An 18,960-nucleotide genomic window follows, 5' to 3' on the forward strand; every position below is an offset into this window, starting at 1 on the left:
TTGTCGATTCCGGTGGCGATGAGGGGCGCAGCGGACCAGCCTGGGAAGATTGACCCAGCGGGCCCGGCCTGTCTGTCACGGGAATCCGGTACAGCGTCACAGCGGGTCGACCTGCGGGCCGTCGACCATCCGTGCCACGGCCATCGGCGTGGGCGCCTCGTCCAGGCGACGCATCGGCCCGTAGAGAAGAACGCCCAGCGGCAGCAGCGCAAACAGCGCCCCGGCGACCACGAACAGCATCCCCACCCCACGCCCCGGGCCTGTCCCCAGCCAGCGCCCGATCGAATCGGCGTACAGGCCGCCCGGCATCAACGCCGGCTGGAACCAATGGTCGACCAGGAAGCCGCCAACGATGACGGCCAGGCTGGTGGCAGCAATGGTCAACATGCTGATCAAGGCAAATACACTGGCGCGACTGCCGGCGGGAATCCTGCGCATCCACAACGCGTTCACGCTGGCATCGGCGATGCTCGCCATGGTGATCGCGACGAAGGCCAAGGCGCAGTAGGCCACGGCCTGCGAGACCATCCCCAGGGCCACGACACACGCCGCCAGCAACAGGTCGGCCACCGCCACCATCGCCATCAACCGGCGCGGATTGCCCATGGAAATCAACAACCCCGCCCCGGCCAAACCGCCCAGGGCCGCCCAGGTATAGGCCATGCCCAGGACCTGGCTGCCCAGGGTCGACAACAGCAGCGGTGTCATCATCAGGGTCGCCAGGGCCAACAGCGCACTGCGCATCATGGTGTACACCAGCAGCCCGGCCATCAGGCGTTCGGCGACGAAGAATTTCAGGGCCGCGGCGACGTTGCCCAGGGCACCGCCGAACACCGTGCCCTTGGCTATCGCGTCGTGATGGGCCGCTGGCGGCCGCACATGGGAAAACGCCTTGATCACCAACAGCGTGCCGGAACAGAACGTCAGCAGATCCACCGCGAGGATCGTCACCAGCCCGGCCTTCGCCATGATCGCCCCCGCCAAGAGGGGCGCCACCAGGGCCGAAGCGTTCTTGCTGATGCTGATCAATCCCGAGGCCCGGGTGAATTTATCCGGGGCGACAATCGTGCTGACGGCCGCCTGGTACGCCGGCTTGCGGAAGGCGCCGACAATCGACGCCAGGCAATTGAAGATGTACAGGTGCAACGGCTCCAGCCGTTCGAACCAGAGCAACGCCATGACGCCCAGTAACAGCACCGCCAGGCTGACATCGCAACAGACAATGATGACCCGGTGACTGATCCGGTCCGCCAGCCCTCCCGCCAGCGGCAGGAACAGCACCGCCGGCAAGGTGGCCGCCAGTACTACGTTGGCAAACGCCACCGCCGAGCCGGTGTGGGTGTACACCCAGACGCCGAGGGCGAACTCCATCAGCGCCGTGCCGATGACCGCCAGGGATTCGCCACACCAGAGGAAATAGAAACCCCGCCCCAGATCGAAGCCCTTGCGGTCGCTCACCAGGCTCATGTGCGCACATCGCGGGACGTGGCGACATCCACCAGCTTGCTCATCAGTCGATAGACCAGGGAATACGCCACCGCGCCAAGCACCAGGGGGGCATAACGGGAAAACAGATAGGTGCGCAACACCCGCCTGGCGATAGGCGAGCTGATATTACCGCTGACATGCAAAGGGGTTGGGAACGTGGCTGCGACCGTGGCACCGAACGCATCGTCCATCGACTGGACCGCATGCCACCAGTAGACCGGGATGTACAACGCATCACCCGGCTCCACTACCGTGCGCAGGGCGCGCAGGTCCAGCGTTCCGGGGAAACGCCCGGTATCGATGTCGTACAGGTAGCCCGCTTCTTCGATCACCGGTCGCAATGCCCGCCAACTGGTCTCGTCCGGCGGCAGCAGCAGGACCTCCTTGGCCCCGACCACCTGGGCCATGAACGTCTCGTCGGTGACATGAAAGTGCCAATCGGTGTAGGAGTTGCGGTACAGGAAACTGCGATGGGGAGGATAGGCCCGGGTCTTGCCCAACTGAGGCATGAACGGTAGGCCACCGACGTCCTCCTTCAGCCGCTCGATGGCCGAGCCTTCGGAGAAACGGCAACTGTCGGCCACCAGCGGCGAATCGCCCTCCCCCAGGCTGTCGAGGAACTCATGGAACGGCATGTCCCGGTAGACCGTGTTCGCATACTCGGTCAGCTCGGCCTTGACCTTGGGATTGGACCAGCCGATGACTTCCGAGACGATCTGCGAACGGACCACTACGTTACTGTTGTGCGAGTGGGCCTTGAGGTAGTCCAGGCGGTTCCACTTGTGGAAGGCCGGCCAGTGCCGCACGGCATTCTTGATCAGGCAGGGCCGGTTGCGATTGACATAGCGGCGGGTGAAATCCTCCTTGGAAATCGCCAGCGCATCGATCACTTCGACCGCCCCTGCCTGCGGGTGATTGGGAAAACGGGACAGGCTCCAGAACTTGGAAACCGGACGATCCGATTCGGCGATCAGTGGCATGTTCAACCCTCGCAAACTCACTCAGGGTCGTTGGTATAACAGACTCGCGCGACCACGCCCAAGCACCGCAAAGCCGCGTTTCCCGCCGTTGTCCCTGCTTCCCATGACAGACACCGGGAAACGGATCCTCTAATTTTTTCCCACGTTGTGAAGGGACATCAGGCGTGACCGGACGGCAGGACGGCCCATCGACAGCCGCACCACAGCCCCCCCGACGCCCCCCCTCGCATCAGGCGCCTGCCTACGGCCCCGATGTCCTCTCCACGACCATTTGCATCCGCCGACTGGCAGTCGCCCAGGCCTTCATGCACCGCCATTCGAACGGAGACAAACCTCAATTGATTCTGTCTGCAGGTGCTCCGAAATGGATTCGTCGACCGAAATGCTGCCCACGCAAGACTGCGCCACCCACGAATTGGCCTCCGTCCAGCAGGGCATCTGGCTCGACCAGATCGCGCACCCGGACCTGCCCTACTACAACATCGGCATGTCCCTGGAAATCAAGGGCGAAATCGACATCCCGCTGTTCGAGAAAGCCATCGAGCTGGTGGCCAACAACCACGACGCCCTGCGGCTGAGCTTCAGCCATGAAGGCGGCATCGGCCGCCAGCGGGTCTTGCCGGAGGTCCAGGTCAAGCTGGAAATCGTCGAGTTTACCGAGGCTGAAGCCGATGCCGGACTGGCGATGGAGTACCTGCGCAACGCCTTCCGCCAGCCGTTCCCTGAACTGACCGGCCAACTCTGGGAAGCGCGCATGGTGCGTTGTGGCCCGAACCGTCACTACTGGCTCAACCGTTATCACCACCTGGTCACCGACGGTATCGGCGTGGCGCTGATCGGCCATGCCGTGGGTGCCGCCTACAACGGTTTGCTGGCCGGCAACGACGAAGTCGCCCAAGGACATTCCTACCTGTCGTTCCTGGAGGACGACCGCGACTACCTGCAATCGTCACGCTACGAGCGCGACCGCGAGTTCTGGCAGGAAACCTACGCGCAGTTGCCGCCGTCGCTGCTGCAACGCCGGGCCGACTTCACGACCGGCCAGGCCAATGAACTGGCCCCCAGCGCCCAGGTCCAGGCGATGCTGCCGCGGGCGCTTTACAACGACCTGACGCAATTCGCCAGCGAGCGCAGCCTGTCGGTGGCCCACGTGTTGATCAGCGTCGTCGCCACCTATTTCTGCCGTACCGTGGGCGTCGATGAGATGGTCATCGGCATGCCCGTGCACAACCGCACCAATGCCCGCACCAAGGAAACCGCAGGGATGTTTTCCTCGGTGAGCCCGATTCGCCTGCCCGTCGACCTCGACGCCTCGCTGCTGGACCTGATGCACGCCGCCGGCGGCCAACTGCGCCGCTGCTATCGCCACCAGCGCTTCCCGATTGCCGAGCTCAACCGCATCCTGCGCCTCGCGCAGGCCGGGCGTCGGCAGCTGTTCGACGTTTCGCTGTCATTCGAAAGCCTGGACGGTGACGACCAGTTCGGCGGCACCTCGTCCACCGTCATCACCATGGATAACGGCTACGAACAGACGCCCATGGCGATCTTCGTGCGTGACTACCACCCGTTCGAAGACGTGCATCTGGATTTCAACTTCAACACCGCCTACTACAGCGTGGAAGAGGCCCGGCTGCTGCAACAACGCATCGTCTCGATGCTCGAAGCGGTACTTGACCAGCATGACACGCCGGTGGGCGATTACCCGCTGATGAGCGCGGCCGAACGCCAGCGCCTGCAAGTCGAGTTCAATGCCACCGCCCGCGAGTATCCGCGGGATGTGTTGATCCACACCCTGTTCGAACAGCAGGTCGAGCAACGTCCTCATCACTGCGCCGTGCGCGGCGATAGCGGACCGCTGCTCAGCTACGAGCAACTCAACCGCCAGGCCAACCAGCTCGCCCATCACCTGATCGAACTGGGGGTCAAGCCGGATGACCGCGTGGCCGTGAGCCTCAAGCGCGGCCCGGAAATGGTCGTCGCGCTGCTGGGGATTCTCAAGGCCGGTGGCGCCTACGTGCCCATCGACCCGGACCTGCCGAGCGCACGCCAGGCCTACATGCTCGACGACAGTCGTCCCCGTGCCGTACTCAGTAGCCGGGCCTTGCTGGAGCAGTTGCCGGCGTTGGCAATCCCGGTGCTGGTGCTCGATGACGACGAACGTGTCGCACAGCCCGAACACAATCCGGATCCGCAGGCCCTGGGCCTGACCACGAAGCATTTAGCCTACGTGCTCTACACCTCGGGCTCCACGGGCACTCCCAAGGGGGTGATGAACGAACACCTCGGCGTGGTCAACCGCTTGCTGTGGGCCCGTGACGAATACGGCGTCGACGCCAGCGACCGGGTCCTGCAAAAGACCCCGTTCGGCTTCGACGTGTCGGTCTGGGAATTCTTCCTGCCCTTGCTGGCCGGCGCCGAGCTGGTCATGGCCCGGCCCGGCGGCCACCAGGAACCGGATTATCTCGCCCGAGTGATGCGCGAGGCGAGCATCACGATGCTGCACTTTGTGCCGTCGATGCTCGACCTGTTCCTGGAACACCGCGACAGCCAGGATTTCCCCTCGCTGCGCCGCGTGCTGTGCAGTGGCGAAGCCCTGCCCCGTGCCCTGCAACGGCGCTTCGAACGGCAACTGGCGGGCGTTGAACTGCATAACCTCTATGGTCCGACCGAAGCGGCCATCGACGTGACCGCCTGGCACTGCCGCCCCAGCGATCCCGGCGAAAGCGTGCCCATTGGCAAGCCCATCGCGAACATCCAGATGCACGTGCTCGATACCCGTGGCGAACCGCAACCGTTGGGGATCGCCGGCGAAATCCACATCGGTGGCATCGGCGTCGCCCGGGGCTACCTGAACCAGCCGGAACTGAGCGCCGAGCGCTTCATCGCCGATCCGTTCAGCAACGAGCCGGACGCACGCCTGTACAAGACCGGCGACCTCGGTCGCTGGCTCGCCAACGGCGCGCTGGAGTACCTGGGCCGCAATGACTTCCAGGTGAAGATCCGCGGCTTGCGCATCGAGATCGGCGAAGTCGAAGCCGCCCTGGCGCTGTGCCCCGGTGTCCGCGAAGTGGTGGTGATTGCCCGGGAAGACCATCCCGGTCAACCCGAGAGCAAGCGCCTGGTGGCCTATGTCTGTGGCGAACCGGTTCCGGCCGAGCAACTGCGCAGCGCCTTGCTCAAGCACTTGCCCGAATACATGGTACCCAGCGCCTTCGTACACCTGGACGCCCTGCCCCTCACCTCCAACGGCAAGCTCGACCGCCGCGCCCTGCCCGAGCCCGGCCTGGAAGCCCTCGCCAGCAAGGCCTACGAAGCGCCGCAAGGTGACACCGAAGTCGCCATCGCCGAGATCTGGAAAAATCTGCTGCACCTGGATCAGGTCGGCCGTCACGACGGCTTCCTCGAACTGGGTGGCCACTCCCTGCTGACCGTGCAACTGCAAGCCCGCCTGCACCAGGACCTCGGCGCCGAGATCGACCTGCGTACCCTGTTCGCCCAGACCTCCCTGAGCGAACTGGCCCGACACGTCGAGCAGGCCGGCCAATCGCGGCTCCAGGCGATTGCCGTGGTCTCCCGCGAGCAGCCGCTGCCGCTGTCCCTGGCCCAACAACGCTTGTGGTTCCTCGATCAACTGGACCATGCCGCCAGCGTCGCCTACCACATGCCCGCCGCCCTGCACCTGCGTGGCTGCCTGGACCGCAACGCCTTGCAACGGGCCCTGGACCGCATCGTCGCCCGCCACGAAAGCCTGCGCACCACCTTCGAGCGCCAAGACGGCGAAGTGCGCCAGCGTTTCGCCCCGGCCGAGATCGGCTTCACCCTGGTGGAACATGACCTGCAAGCCCTGGACGTCGAGGCCCGGCAACAGGCCGTCGAGAAACTGTCCCAGGAAGAAGCCCGCGCCGCATTCGACCTGAGCGCCGGCCCGCTGATTCGCGGACGCCTGCTATGCCTGGCCGAGGACGAACACATCCTGCTGGTAACCCAGCACCACATCGTCTCCGACGGCTGGTCGGTGGCGGTGTTGATCGGTGAGTTCAATGCGCTGTACGCCGCGTTCAGCCAGGACCGCGAAGACCCGCTGCCGCCCCTGGCCCTGCAATACGCCGACTACGCCGCCTGGCAACAGCAACACCTGCAAGGCGAGCGCCTGCACGCCCAGACGCAATTCTGGAAGGAGCACCTCAACGGCGCCCCGGCACTGCTGGAACTGCCGGCCGACCATCCGCGGCCCCAGGTGCAGAGCTACCAGGGCGCCGCACTGGCGCTGCAACTGCCCGCCCCATTGAGCGCGCGCCTGCGGCGTTTCAGCCAGCAGCGCGGCCTGACCCCATTCATGACCCTGCTGGGCGCCTGGTCGATTCTGCTGTCGCGCCTGAGCAACCAGTCCCAGGTGGTGGTCGGCACGCCGGTCGCCAACCGCCCACGCCGTGAAACCGAAGCGCTGATCGGCTTCTTCGTCAACACCCTGGCCCTGCGCATCGACGTGCAGGCCGATAGCCCTGTGGAACAACTGCTCGAACGCATCAAGGCCACCACCCTCGACGCCTACGGCCATCAGGACCTGCCGTTCGAACAAGTGGTCGAAGCCCTGCAACCGGAGCGCAGCCTCGGTCACAGTCCGCTGTTCCAGGCCATGCTGGTGCTCGGCAACACGCCACAGGACCAGGCTTTGGAATTGCCAGGCTTGAACCTGAGCCCGTTGCCGCAACCGACCGACACCACCCAGTTCGATGTGAGCCTGTCCCTCAACGATGACGGCGAAACCATCAGCGGCCAGTTCGAATACGCCACCGACCTGTTCGACGAAAGCACCATCGCCCGCTGGGGCCGGCACCTGCTGCACCTGCTCGACGGGATGCTCGACGACGCCACGCAGCCGGTGGCGACCCTGCCATTGCTGGATAACCAACAACGCCGGCAACTGCTCGGCGGCTTCAATCAGACCCACGCACCGTTTGCCGAAGGCAGGCTGCTGCAGGAATGGTTCGAACAGCACGTACAGAAGCGTCCCCAAGCCATCGCCGTGCAGGCCGAAGCGGTCAGCCTCAGCTATGCCGAACTCAACACCCGGGCCAATCGCATTGCCCATCGCCTGATCGCCGCCGGCCTGCGCCCGGACGAACGGGTCGCGCTGCTGGTGGAACGCAGTCCGGAAATGATCGTCGGCATCCTGGCCATTCTCAAGGCCGGCGGCGCCTACGTGCCACTGGACCCGAACTATCCGCAGGACCGCTTGCAGCACATGCTCGACGACAGCACGCCACGGGTGCTGCTCACTCAGGGCTACCTGATCGAAACCATGGCCGAACAACTGCCGGCGCTGCACATGCCGCAGCTGTTGCTGGACGACTCGACTGAGGGCGATGACAGCAATCCAAGGGTCGAAGGCCTGACCTCCCGGCACCTGGCGTACGTCATGTACACCTCCGGCTCCACCGGCAAGCCGAAAGGCGTGATGCTCGAACACCGCTCGGTGTGCAACCAGATCGGTGCCCTGCAGGAACGCTACGGCCTGAATCCCCAGGATCGCATTCTGCAATTCGCCACCATGACCTTCGACATGTCGGTGGAAGAGATCTTTGGCGCCTTGCTGTCCGGCGCCACCCTGGTGCTGCGCAGCGATGCCTGGATCGCCGGCACCGCCGCCTTCGCCGCGCTCTGCGAGCAGTACGCAATCAGCGTCGCCAACCTGCCGACCGTGTTCTGGCAGCAGGTCGCCCGGGACGCCCATGTCGCGCTGCCCGCTTGCCTGCGTCAGTTCATGATCGGTGGCGAAGCGGTGGGCAAGCAGGCGGTGAGCCAGTGGTTCGCCCGCGCCGGCCATCGCCCGGCGCTGTTCAATGCCTACGGCCCGACCGAAGCCACGGTCAACGCCTCGATCCGCCGCATGGAAAGCGACCACGACGATTTCCGCTCCATCGGCAAACCGCTGCGCAACACCCAACTGCACGTGCTGGATGCGCTCGGCAACCTGGTGCCCATGGGGGTCGCCGGGGAGATTCATATCGGCGGCGTCGGTGTCGCTCGCGGCTACCTCAATCGCGAGGCACTGACCGCCGAGCGTTTCATCGCCGACCCGTTCAGCACCGATCCGGACGCACGCCTGTACAAGACCGGCGACCTTGGCCGCTGGTGCGCCGATGGCACGCTGCAGTACCTGGGACGCAACGACGATCAGGTGAAGATCCGCGGTTTCCGCGTGGAGCTGGGGGAAATCGAAGCCGTCCTCGCCGGGTGCGCTGGTGTCCGCGAAGCGGTGGTGGTTGCCCAGGAAAGCAAACCGGGGCAGTCCGACAGCAAACGGCTGGTCGCCTACCTGTGTGGCGAGCCGGTGCCGGTGGAGCAATTGCGTGCCGTACTGTTGGCGGCGCTGCCCGAGTACATGGTGCCGAGCGCCTTCGTCCAGCTTGAAGCGTTGCCGCTGACACCCAACGGCAAACTCGACCGCCGCGCCCTGCCCGCGCCGGGCCAGGAAGCGTTCGCCAGCCGCGCCTACGAGGCACCGCGAGGCGAGATCGAACAGATCGTTGCCAACGTCTGGCAGGACTTGCTGGGCCTCGACAAGGTTGGCCGTCACGACCGTTTCTTCGAACTCGGTGGACATTCGCTGCTGGCCGTGAGCCTGATCGACCGCTTGCGCCAGCATGGCCTGAGCGCCAGCGTACGCACGGTGTTCACCGCGCCCAGCGTGCGGGAAATGGCCCAGGCCCTGAGCCGCAGCAACGAAACGCCGTTCCTCGCCCCGGCCAACCGGATTCCGGATGGCTGCACTGCGCTGACACCTGACATGCTGCCCCTGGTGGAACTGACCGAGGCCCAGCTCGAACGCATCGTCGCCGCCGTACCCGGCGGGGCCGCCAATGTCCAGGACATCTACCCGCTGGCCCCCTTGCAGCAAGGAATTCTGTTCCATCACCTGCTGGGACACGAAGGCGATGCGTACCTGGTCCGCTCGCTGATCGAATTCGACAACCACGCACGTCTCGAGGCCTTTGTCGGTGCCTTGCAGCAGGTGATCGACCGCCACGACATCCTGCGCAGCGCCGTGCATTGGGTCGGCCAGCCGCAGCCGGTGCAGGTGGTGCAACGCCGGGCCACACTGCCGCTGCAGCACATCGCCCTGGCCGCCGATGAAGACCCGCGCGCTCAACTGGAACGCCTGAGCGATCCCCGGCACCTGCGCCTGGACTTGCAACAGGCGCCGCTGATGCGCGCCTGCATCGCCCGGGTTCCGCACTCTGAACGCTGCTTGCTGGCGCTGCTCGACCATCACATGATCAGCGACCATGTGTCCCTGGGCATCGTCCTCGAAGAAGTCCAGGCCCTGTTGCAAGGCCAGGGCGACAGCCTGCCGCCGCCGATGCCTTATCGGGAATTCGTCGCCCAGATCCTCACGACGCCGCCGCAAGCTCACGAAAGCTATTTCAGCCAGCGCCTGGGCACTGTCGACGAACCCACCGCGCCGTTTGGTGTGCTGGATGTCCAGGGTGACGGCAGCCAGGTTGCCGAAACCAGCGTGCGTCTCGATCCAGCCTTGAGCCGACGGATCCGCGCCCAATCGCGCGCGGCCGGCGTCACCCCAGCCGCGTTGTTCCACATCGCTTGGGCCCAGGTGCTTGGGCGCTGCACCGACCGCGACGACGTGGTGTTCGGCACTGTGGTCGCCGGCCGCCTGCAAGGCTCGGTGGGTGCCGACCGGGCGCTGGGGGTGTTCATCAATACCTTGCCGGTGCGGGTCCGACTGGCCGGGTTCGGGGTGGCCGCGCTGGTGGACGAAACCTACCGCGACCTCAGCGAACTGCTGAACCACGAACAGGCCTCCCTGGCCCTGGCCCAACGCTGCAGTGGCGTCGGCGCCGGCCTGCCGCTGTTCACCACACTGCTCAACTACCGCCATCAGACCGACGGCGGCTCGCTGGCCAACACCGATCAGGTCCTGGCCTGGGACGGTGTGCGCTTCCTGAGCAACGAAGCCCGCACCAACTACCCGATCGAAGTGGCCGTGGCGGATGAAGGCGCTGATTTCTCCGTGACCGCCCAAGCTGTCGCCGGCATCGACCCGCAACGCATCGCCGCCTACCTGGGCCAGGCCGTGGCTGCATTGGTGGACGCCCTTGAACAATCCCCTGAACGCCTCGCCAGCAGCCTCGACGTGGTGCCCGCCAGCGAACGCCAGTTGCTGCTCGAAGACTTCAACCGCACCGCCAGCGATTTCGGTACGGCGCAACCGATCCACCAGCTGTTCGAAGCCCAGGTACAGGCCAACCCCGACGCCGTGGCTCTGGTCTGCGAAGAGCGCCAGTTGAGCTATCGCCAGCTCAATCGCCGCGCCAACCACCTAGCCCGGCAGCTGCTCGACCTCGGCGTGCAGCCCGATCAGCGCGTGGCCATCTGCGCCGAGCGCAGCCTGGAAATGATCGTTGGCCTGCTGGGCGTGCTCAAGGCCGGCGCAGCCTATGTGCCCATCGACCCGGCCCACCCGGCCGAACGCATGGCCTTCATGCTGCAGGACAGCCAACCCCAGGCATTGTTGACCCAGTCGGCGCTGTCCCTGCCGTCCGGGGAACTGCCGGTGTTGCTGCTGGACATCGTGGAATCGTTGCAAGCGGCGGACGATGCGGCGTTCGACAGCAACCCACAAGTACCGGGCCTGACCGCGGAAAATCTGGCCTACGTGATCTACACCTCCGGCTCCACCGGCCAGTCCAAGGGCGTGATGGTCGAGCACCGTTCGGTGTTCAACTTCTGGAATGTGCTGACCCGCACCACCCACCAGCACTGCCCGACCCCGGCTACCGTGGCCCTGAATGCCGGGTTCTTCTTCGACATGTCGATCAAGGGCATCTCCCAGCTGTTCTCCGGCCATCGCCTGGTGATCATCCCGCAACTGATCCGCGCCAGCGGCAGCGAGTTGCTGGACTTCCTCGAACAGCATCAGGTGCACGCCTTCGACTCCACCCCGTCGCAGCTCGACACCCTGCTCGCCGCCGGCCTGCTGGAGCGCCAGAGCTACCAGCCGGTGAGCGTGCTGCTCGGTGGCGAGGCGATCAACGCCGCCACCTGGGAGAAACTGCGCAACTGCCAGAGCATCCGCTTCTACAACATGTACGGCCCCACCGAATGCACGGTGGACGCCACCCTCGACCTGATCCGCGACTTGGGTGAACGGCCGAGCATCGGTCGGCCGTTCGCCAACGTCCAGGTCCACATGCTGGATGCGCGGGGCGAACCGGCACCGTTGGGGGTAGCCGGGGAAATCCATATCGGCGGTGTCGGCGTGGCCCGGGGTTACCTGAACCGGCCGGAACTGAGCGCGGAGCGCTTCATCGCCGACCCGTTCAGCAGCGAGCCGAACGCCCGCCTGTACAAGACCGGTGACCTCGGTCGCTGGTTGGCCGATGGCACGCTGGAGTACCTGGGCCGCAATGACTTCCAGGTGAAGATCCGCGGTTTCCGCATTGAGTTGGGCGAGATCGAGAACGTGCTGCTTGGTTGTGCCGGCATCACCGACGCCGTGGTCATTGCCCGGGACGATAGTCGCCTGGTGGCTTACCTGTGCGGTGAACCGGCCAGTGCCGAAGAGCTGCGCAGCACTCTGCTCAAACACTTGCCCGAATACATGGTACCCAGCGCCTTCGTACACCTGGACGCCCTGCCCCTCACCGCCAACGGCAAGCTCGACCGCCGCGCCCTGCCCGAGCCCGGCCTGGAAGCCCTCGCCAGCAAGGCCTACGAAGCGCCGCAAGGCGACACCGAAGTCGCCATCGCCGAGATCTGGAAAAACCTGCTGCACCTGGATCAGGTTGGCCGTCACGACGGCTTCCTTGAACTGGGTGGCCACTCCCTGCTTACCGTGCAACTGCAAGCCCGCTTGCACCAGGACCTCGGCGCCGAGATCGACCTGCGCACCCTGTTCGCCCAGACCTCCCTGAGCGAACTGGCCCGACACGTCGAGCAGGCCGGCCAATCGCGGCTCCAGGCGATTGCCGTGGTCTCCCGCGAGCAGCCGCTGCCGTTGTCCCTGGCCCAGCAGCGCTTGTGGTTCCTCGATCAACTGGACCATGCCGCCAGCGTCGCCTACCACATGCCCGCCGCCCTGCACCTGCGGGGCTGCCTGGACCGCGAAGCCCTGCAACGGGCCCTGGACCGCATCGTCGCCCGCCACGAAAGCCTGCGCACCACCTTCGACCGCCAGGACGGCGAAGTACGCCAGCGTTTCGCCCCGGCCGAGATCGGCTTCACCCTGGTGGAACATGACCTGCAAGCCCTGGACGCCGAGGCCCGGCAACAGGCCGTCGAACAGCTGTCCCAGGAAGAAGCCCGCGCCGCCTTCGACCTGAGCAGCGGCCCGCTGATTCGCGGACGCCTGCTGCGCCTGGCCGAGGACGAACACATCCTGCTGGTGACCCAGCACCACATCGTCTCCGACGGCTGGTCGGTGGCGGTGTTGATCGGTGAGTTCAATGCGCTGTACGCCGCGTTCAGCCAGGATCGCGAAGACCCGCTGCCGCCCCTGGCCCTGCAATACGCCGACTACGCTGCCTGGCAACAGCAGCACCTGCAAGGCGAGCGCCTGCACGCCCAGACGCAATTCTGGAAGGAGCACCTCACCGGCGCCCCGGCGCTGCTGGAACTGCCGGCCGACCATCCGCGGCCCCAGGTGCAGAGCTACCAGGGCGCCGCACTGACACTGCAACTGCCCGCCCCATTGAGCGCGCGCCTGCGGCGCTTCAGCCAGCAGCGCGGCCTGACCCCATTCATGACCCTGCTGGGGGCCTGGTCGATCCTGCTGTCGCGCCTGAGCAATCAATCGGAAGTCGTGGTCGGCACGCCGGTCGCCAACCGTCCACGGCGTGAAACCGAAGCGCTGATCGGCTTCTTCGTCAACACCCTGGCCCTGCGCATCGACGTGCCGGCCGACAGCCCTGTGGAACACCTGCTCGAACGCATCAAAGCCACCACCCTCGACGCCTACGGCCATCAGGACCTGCCGTTCGAACAAGTGGTCGAAGCCCTGCAACCGGAACGCAGCCTCGGCCACAGCCCGCTGTTCCAGGCCATGCTGGTGCTCGGCAACACGCCACAGGACCAGGCTTTGGAATTGCCAGGCTTGAACCTGAGCCCGTTGCCGCAACCGACCGGCACCACCCAGTTCGATGTGAGCCTGTCGCTCAATGACGACGGCGAAACCATCAGTGGCCAGTTCGAGTACGCCACCGACCTGTTCGACGAAAGCACCATCGCCCGCTGGGGCCGGCACCTGCTGCACCTGCTCGATGGGATGCTCGATGATGCCACGCAGCCGGTGGCGACCCTGCCGTTGCTGGATGACGCACAACGCCGGCAGTTGCTGGAGACGTTCAACCCTGCCCCCGTCACCCTGGATGAAAGCCCGAGCCGCTTCCCCCACGCCGTGTTCGCCGCACAGGCGGGTCGCACGCCGGATGCAGTGGCATTGGTCGGTGCCGGGCAAACCCTGAGCTACGCCGAACTCAACGCCCAGGCCAACCGCGTGGCCCACGGCCTGATCGCCCTGGGCGTAGGACCTGACGACACCGTCGGCCTCTGTGCACGTCGCAGCCCGGAGATGGTCATCGGCCTGCTGGGCATCCTTAAGGCCGGGGCGGCCTATGTGCCGCTGGACCCGCAATACCCGGCGCAACGCCTGGCCCACATGCTCGCCGACAGCGCACCGAAAGCCTTGGTGCGCCAGCAAAGCCTGGACGGACTGCCGGTGCCGCAAGGCCTGTCTACTCTCGAACTGGGCAGCCCGGCGCTGCTGCAGCAGCCGGCCCATGACCCGCAAGTGAACGAGCTGAACTTCGGTCATCTGGCCTATGTGATCTACACCTCCGGTTCCACCGGTTTGCCCAAAGGCGTGATGGTCGGACATCGCGGCCTGCGCAACCTGCTGGACTGGTACCTCGACGACCTGGCCTTCCATGCCGGCGACGCGGTGCTGCTGGCCTCGTCCTATAACTTCGACCTGACCCAGAAAAACATCCTCGCCCCACTGATGGTCGGCGCCTCGCTGCACCTGGCCGAAGAGCCGTTCAACCCGAGCGCCATCGTCGCCCAGATCGCCGAGGCCGGCATCACCCACCTCAACATGTCCCCCAGCGCCTTTCACGCCCTGGTGGACGCCGATCAGCACGAATCACTGGCCTGCCTGAAACGGGTGGTGCTGGGCGGCGAGCCGATCCAGGTCGCCATGCTGGAAAAACTGCCGCTGCCACGGCCGGCGATCATCAACAGCTACGGGCCGACCGAGTGCAGCGACGTGGTCGCCTGGTACACCGCCGACACCGATCTCGGGGCTTACCGCAACCGCTCGATTCCGATCGGCCGGCCGATCCGCAACATGCAACTGCATGTGCTGGACAGCCAGGGCCAGTTGCTGCCCCTGGGCGTGCCCGGCGAGATCCACATCGGCGGTGTCGGTGTGGCGCGGGGCTACCTCAACCTGCCGCAGCTCAGTGCCGAACGCTTCATTGACGACCCGTTCAGCGAGCGGGCCGGGGCGCGCCTGTACAAGACCGGCGACATCGGCCGCTGGCTGCCCGACGGCACCCTGCAATACCTGGGACGTAACGACGATCAGGTGAAAATCCGTGGCCTGCGGGTCGAGCTGGGAGAAATCGAAGCCGCCCTCGCCGCCCTCACCGGGGTCCGCGAAGCGGCCGTCGTCCCCCGCGACCACCAGACCGGCAAACGCCTGGTGGCCTACCTGTGCGGCGAACCGGCGGCCGCCACAGAGTTGCGCGTCGAACTCCTCGGCCGCCTGCCCGAGCACATGGTGCCCAGCGCCTTCGTGGTGCTCGACACGCTGCCACTCACCCCCAACGGCAAACTGGACCGCCGCGCCCTGCCCGAACCGGATCAGGACGCCTACGCCAGCCAGGCCTATGAAGCACCGCAAGGCACGGTGGAGCGGACCATCGCCGATATCTGGCAACAACTGCTGGGCCTCGAACAGGTCGGCCGCCACGATGGGTTCTTCGAACTCGGCGGTCATTCGCTGATGGCGGTCAGCCTGATCGAACGCCTGCGCGAACACGGCCTGAACGCCGACGTGCGCAGCGTCTTCGGCGCACCGACCCTGCGGGACCTCGCCTCGGCCCTGACGGATGCCACCCACACGGCCTTCCAGGCCCCGGCCAACCGCATCCCGGCCGATTGCACCAGCCTGACGCCGGACATGTTGCCCCTGGTGGACCTGACGGCGGATCAGCTGGAACGCATCGTCGCTGCGGTACCTGGCGGCGCCGCGAACATCCAGGACATCTATCCCCTGGCCCCGCTGCAGCAAGGCATCCTGTTCCATCACTTGCTCGGACATGAAGGCGACGCCTATCTGGTGCGCTCGATGCTCGAGTTCGACGACCGCCAGCGCCTCGACGCCTTTATCGGCGCCTTGCAGCAGGTGATCGACCGCCATGACATCCTGCGCACCTGCGTGCAGTGGGACGGTTTGCCCCAGGCAGTGCAAGTGGTGCAACGCCAGGCCCGCCTGCCGGTGCACAGCGTCACCCTGGACAGTTACCAAGACCCGCTGAGCCAGCTCGAAACCCTGAGCGACCCACGGCAACTGCGCCTGGATCTGCGCCAGGCACCGCTGATGCGGGCCTGCATTGCCCGGGATCCGCATTCCGAACGCTGGATGCTGGCGCTGCTCAATCACCACATGGCGAGCGACCACGTCACCCTGGAAATCGTCCTGGAAGAAATCCACGCCATCCTCCACGGACAAGGCGACAGCCTCGGCACACCACAGCCTTATCGCGACTTCATCGCCCAGACCCAGGCCACGCCGGCCCAGGTCCACGAGGCCTACTTCAGCCGTCGACTGGCCGACGTCGATTCGCCCACCGCGCCCTTCGACCTGCTCGAAGTACAAGGGGACGGCAATCACATCGAAGAGGCCAGCGTGCAATTGAGCCTCGAACTCAACCTGCGCCTGCGGGCCCAGGCCAGGGAACGCGGCATCACCCCGGCGGCGCTGTTCCACGTGGCCTGGGCGCAAGTGCTGGCCCGCTGCACCGGGCGCGACGATGTGGTGTTCGGCACCGTGGTCGCCGGTCGCCTACAAGGCTCGGCGGGGGCCGAACGGGCCCTGGGGGTGTTCATCAACACCTTGCCGGTGCGGGTACAACTGGCCGGCGCTGGCGCCAACGACAAGGTCCTGGCGACCCACCGCGACCTGATCGAACTGCTGGCCCACGAACAGGCCTCCCTGGCCCTGGCCCAACGCTGCAGCGACGTGCCCAGTGCCTTGCCGCTGTTCACCACCCTGCTCAACTATCGGCACCAGCGCGACGACAGCCAGTTGCAATGGCCAAGCATGCGCATCCTGAACAGCGCCGAGCGCACCAACTATCCGCTGACCCTGTCGGTCAACGACTATGGCGATGCCCTGGGGCTGACGGTGCAGAGCGTCCGGGCGGTGGACCCGCAACGCATCTGCGCCCTGATGCAACGGGCCCTGGAACAACTGACCCAGGCCTTGATGTACACGCCACGGATTCCACTCACGCAACTGGACGTGCTGCCGCCCCAGGAACGCAACCTGCTGCTGGAAACCTTCAACCAGACCCGCGAGGACTACCCGACGCACCTGTGCATCCAGCACCTGTTCGAAGAGCAGGTACTCCGCACGCCGGACGCCTGTGCCCTGGTCGACGCTCGGCAAGCCTTCACTTACGCCGAGCTCAATGCCCAAGCCAATCGCCTGGCCCATCACTTGATCGCCACCGGGGTTCAACCGGGGGATCTGGTGGCGATCTGCGTCGAACGCAGCGCGGCGATGATCAGCGGCCTGTTGGGTATTCTCAAGGCCGGCGGCGCCTACGTGCCGCTGGACCCGAGCTATCCGGCCGAACGCCTGGTGTCGATTGTCGAGGATGCGCGGCCACGCCTGCTGCTGGCCGATCCGGTCGGTCGCGCAGCCGTCGGCACGCTGCAGGAAGGCACCCGCTACCTGGCCATCGAACAGGCCCTGGCGGCGCAGACGAATACCCGCGATCCGCGCTGGGATGCCACCGGCCTGACCCCGGCGCACCTGGCCTACGTGATCTACACCTCCGGCTCCACCGGCAAACCCAAGGGTGTGATGATCGAACACCGCAACCTGGTCGCCTCGACGCTGGCCCGGCGCACGGTGTACGGGCCGGCGATCGACAAGCGCTTCCTGCTGCTCTCGTCGATTGCCTTCGACAGCTCCGTGGCAGGGATCTTCGGCACCCTGATCAGCGGCGGCACCTTGTGCGTTCCGGCGGCCGAAGCCGCCCGCGATCCGCAAGCCATCGCCCGCTTCATCGACGAACAGGCCATCACCTCACTGCTGTGCGTGCCGTCCCTCGGCCGGCTGGTGTTGGCGAGCCTTGCCAGTGAAAACGGGCATCGCAGCCTGCGGGAGATGATCGTCGCCGGCGAAGCCTGCCCGGCCCAGTTGGTACAGGAATGTGCGGGCCTGGAACCGGCCATCGCCCTGTACAACGAGTACGGCCCCACCGAAGCCACGGTCTGGGCCACGGTGCATCGCTGCACTGCCCAGGACCAGGGCACGGTGCCAATCGGTCGTGCCATCCCCAACAGCCGCCTGTACGTGCTCGACGAACAGGGCCGGCCGGCACCCCTCGGCGTGCCGGGTGAACTGTATGTCGGTGGCGCGGGTGTCGCCCGGGGCTACCTGGACCGTGCGCAACTGAACGCCGAACACTTCCTCGCCGACCCGTTCAGCCCGGACGATGAGGCGCGGATGTACCGCACCGGTGACCTGGTGCGCATGCGCGCCGACGGCGTACTCGAATTCCTCGGACGCAACGACCAGCAGGTCAAGATCCGCGGTTTCCGCATCGAGCCCGGCGAAATCGAAGCCCTGATGCTGACCCTGCCGGGGGTGCGCGAGGCGGCCGTCATCGCTCGCGAAGACAGCCCGGGGGCCCTGCGCCTGGTGGCTTACCTGAGCGTCGAGCCGCACCTGGCCGGCCGCAATGCCAGCAGCACCTTGCGCCCGTACCTGACCTCGCAGTTGCCGGACTACATGGTCCCGGCGGCGTTCGTGGTGGTCGAGCAGTTGCCACTGAGCCCCAACGGCAAGCTCGACCGCAGCGCCCTGCCCGCGCCTCGCAGCGAAGACTTCGCCTATCGCGAGTACGAAGCCCCCAACGGCGAAACCGAAGAGCTGCTGGCGCAGATCTGGGCCGACCTGCTGGGCCTGGAGCGGATCGGTCGGCACGACGACTTCTTCGAGCTCGGCGGCCACTCGCTGCTGGCGGTACAAGTCACCCTGCGGGCACGAGAAAACTTCGCCGTCGAAGTGCCCCTCAGGAGCCTGTTCGAACACTCGTCGCTGCTGGCACTGGCCGACCTGATCACCACCTTGCAACTGGCCCAGTACGAGTCGGACGAACTGATGGACCTGCAACAAGAAATGGCTTCGCTGTCTGAAAGCGAACTGCTCGCTATCGTCTCCAAGGATGCTTAACAA

The 18,960-nt window shown here is 65.9% G+C and carries 3 protein-coding genes; 1 reads left to right on the forward strand and 2 read right to left on the reverse strand.

Annotated features, from left to right (window positions below):
* Positions 1-96: 96 nt before the first annotated feature.
* Together LOY35_RS16420 and LOY35_RS16425 are read right to left on the reverse strand one after the other, a co-directional pair.
* Positions 97-1,467: an MFS transporter gene (locus tag LOY35_RS16420; protein WP_258624837.1), complete on the reverse strand. Its 1,371-nt coding sequence runs from the start codon at positions 1,465-1,467 to the stop codon at positions 97-99.
* Entirely contained in the window at positions 1,464-2,468 is a 1,005-nt protein-coding gene (locus LOY35_RS16425) for a cupin-like domain-containing protein (protein ID WP_258624838.1), read from the reverse strand. The genes LOY35_RS16420 and LOY35_RS16425 overlap by 4 nt, the downstream gene beginning before the upstream one ends.
* A gap of 364 nt (positions 2,469-2,832) precedes the next feature.
* Here LOY35_RS16425 and LOY35_RS16430 point away from each other — a divergent pair, with 364 nt between their 5' ends.
* Positions 2,833-18,957: a non-ribosomal peptide synthetase gene (locus tag LOY35_RS16430; RefSeq protein ID WP_258624840.1), complete on the forward strand. Its 16,125-nt coding sequence runs from the start codon at positions 2,833-2,835 to the stop codon at positions 18,955-18,957.
* The last annotated feature ends 3 nt before the right edge of the window (positions 18,958-18,960 follow it).

The organism is Pseudomonas sp. B21-028 (assembly GCF_024749045.1).
In the GTDB taxonomy this organism is placed as follows: Bacteria; Pseudomonadota; Gammaproteobacteria; order Pseudomonadales; family Pseudomonadaceae; genus Aquipseudomonas.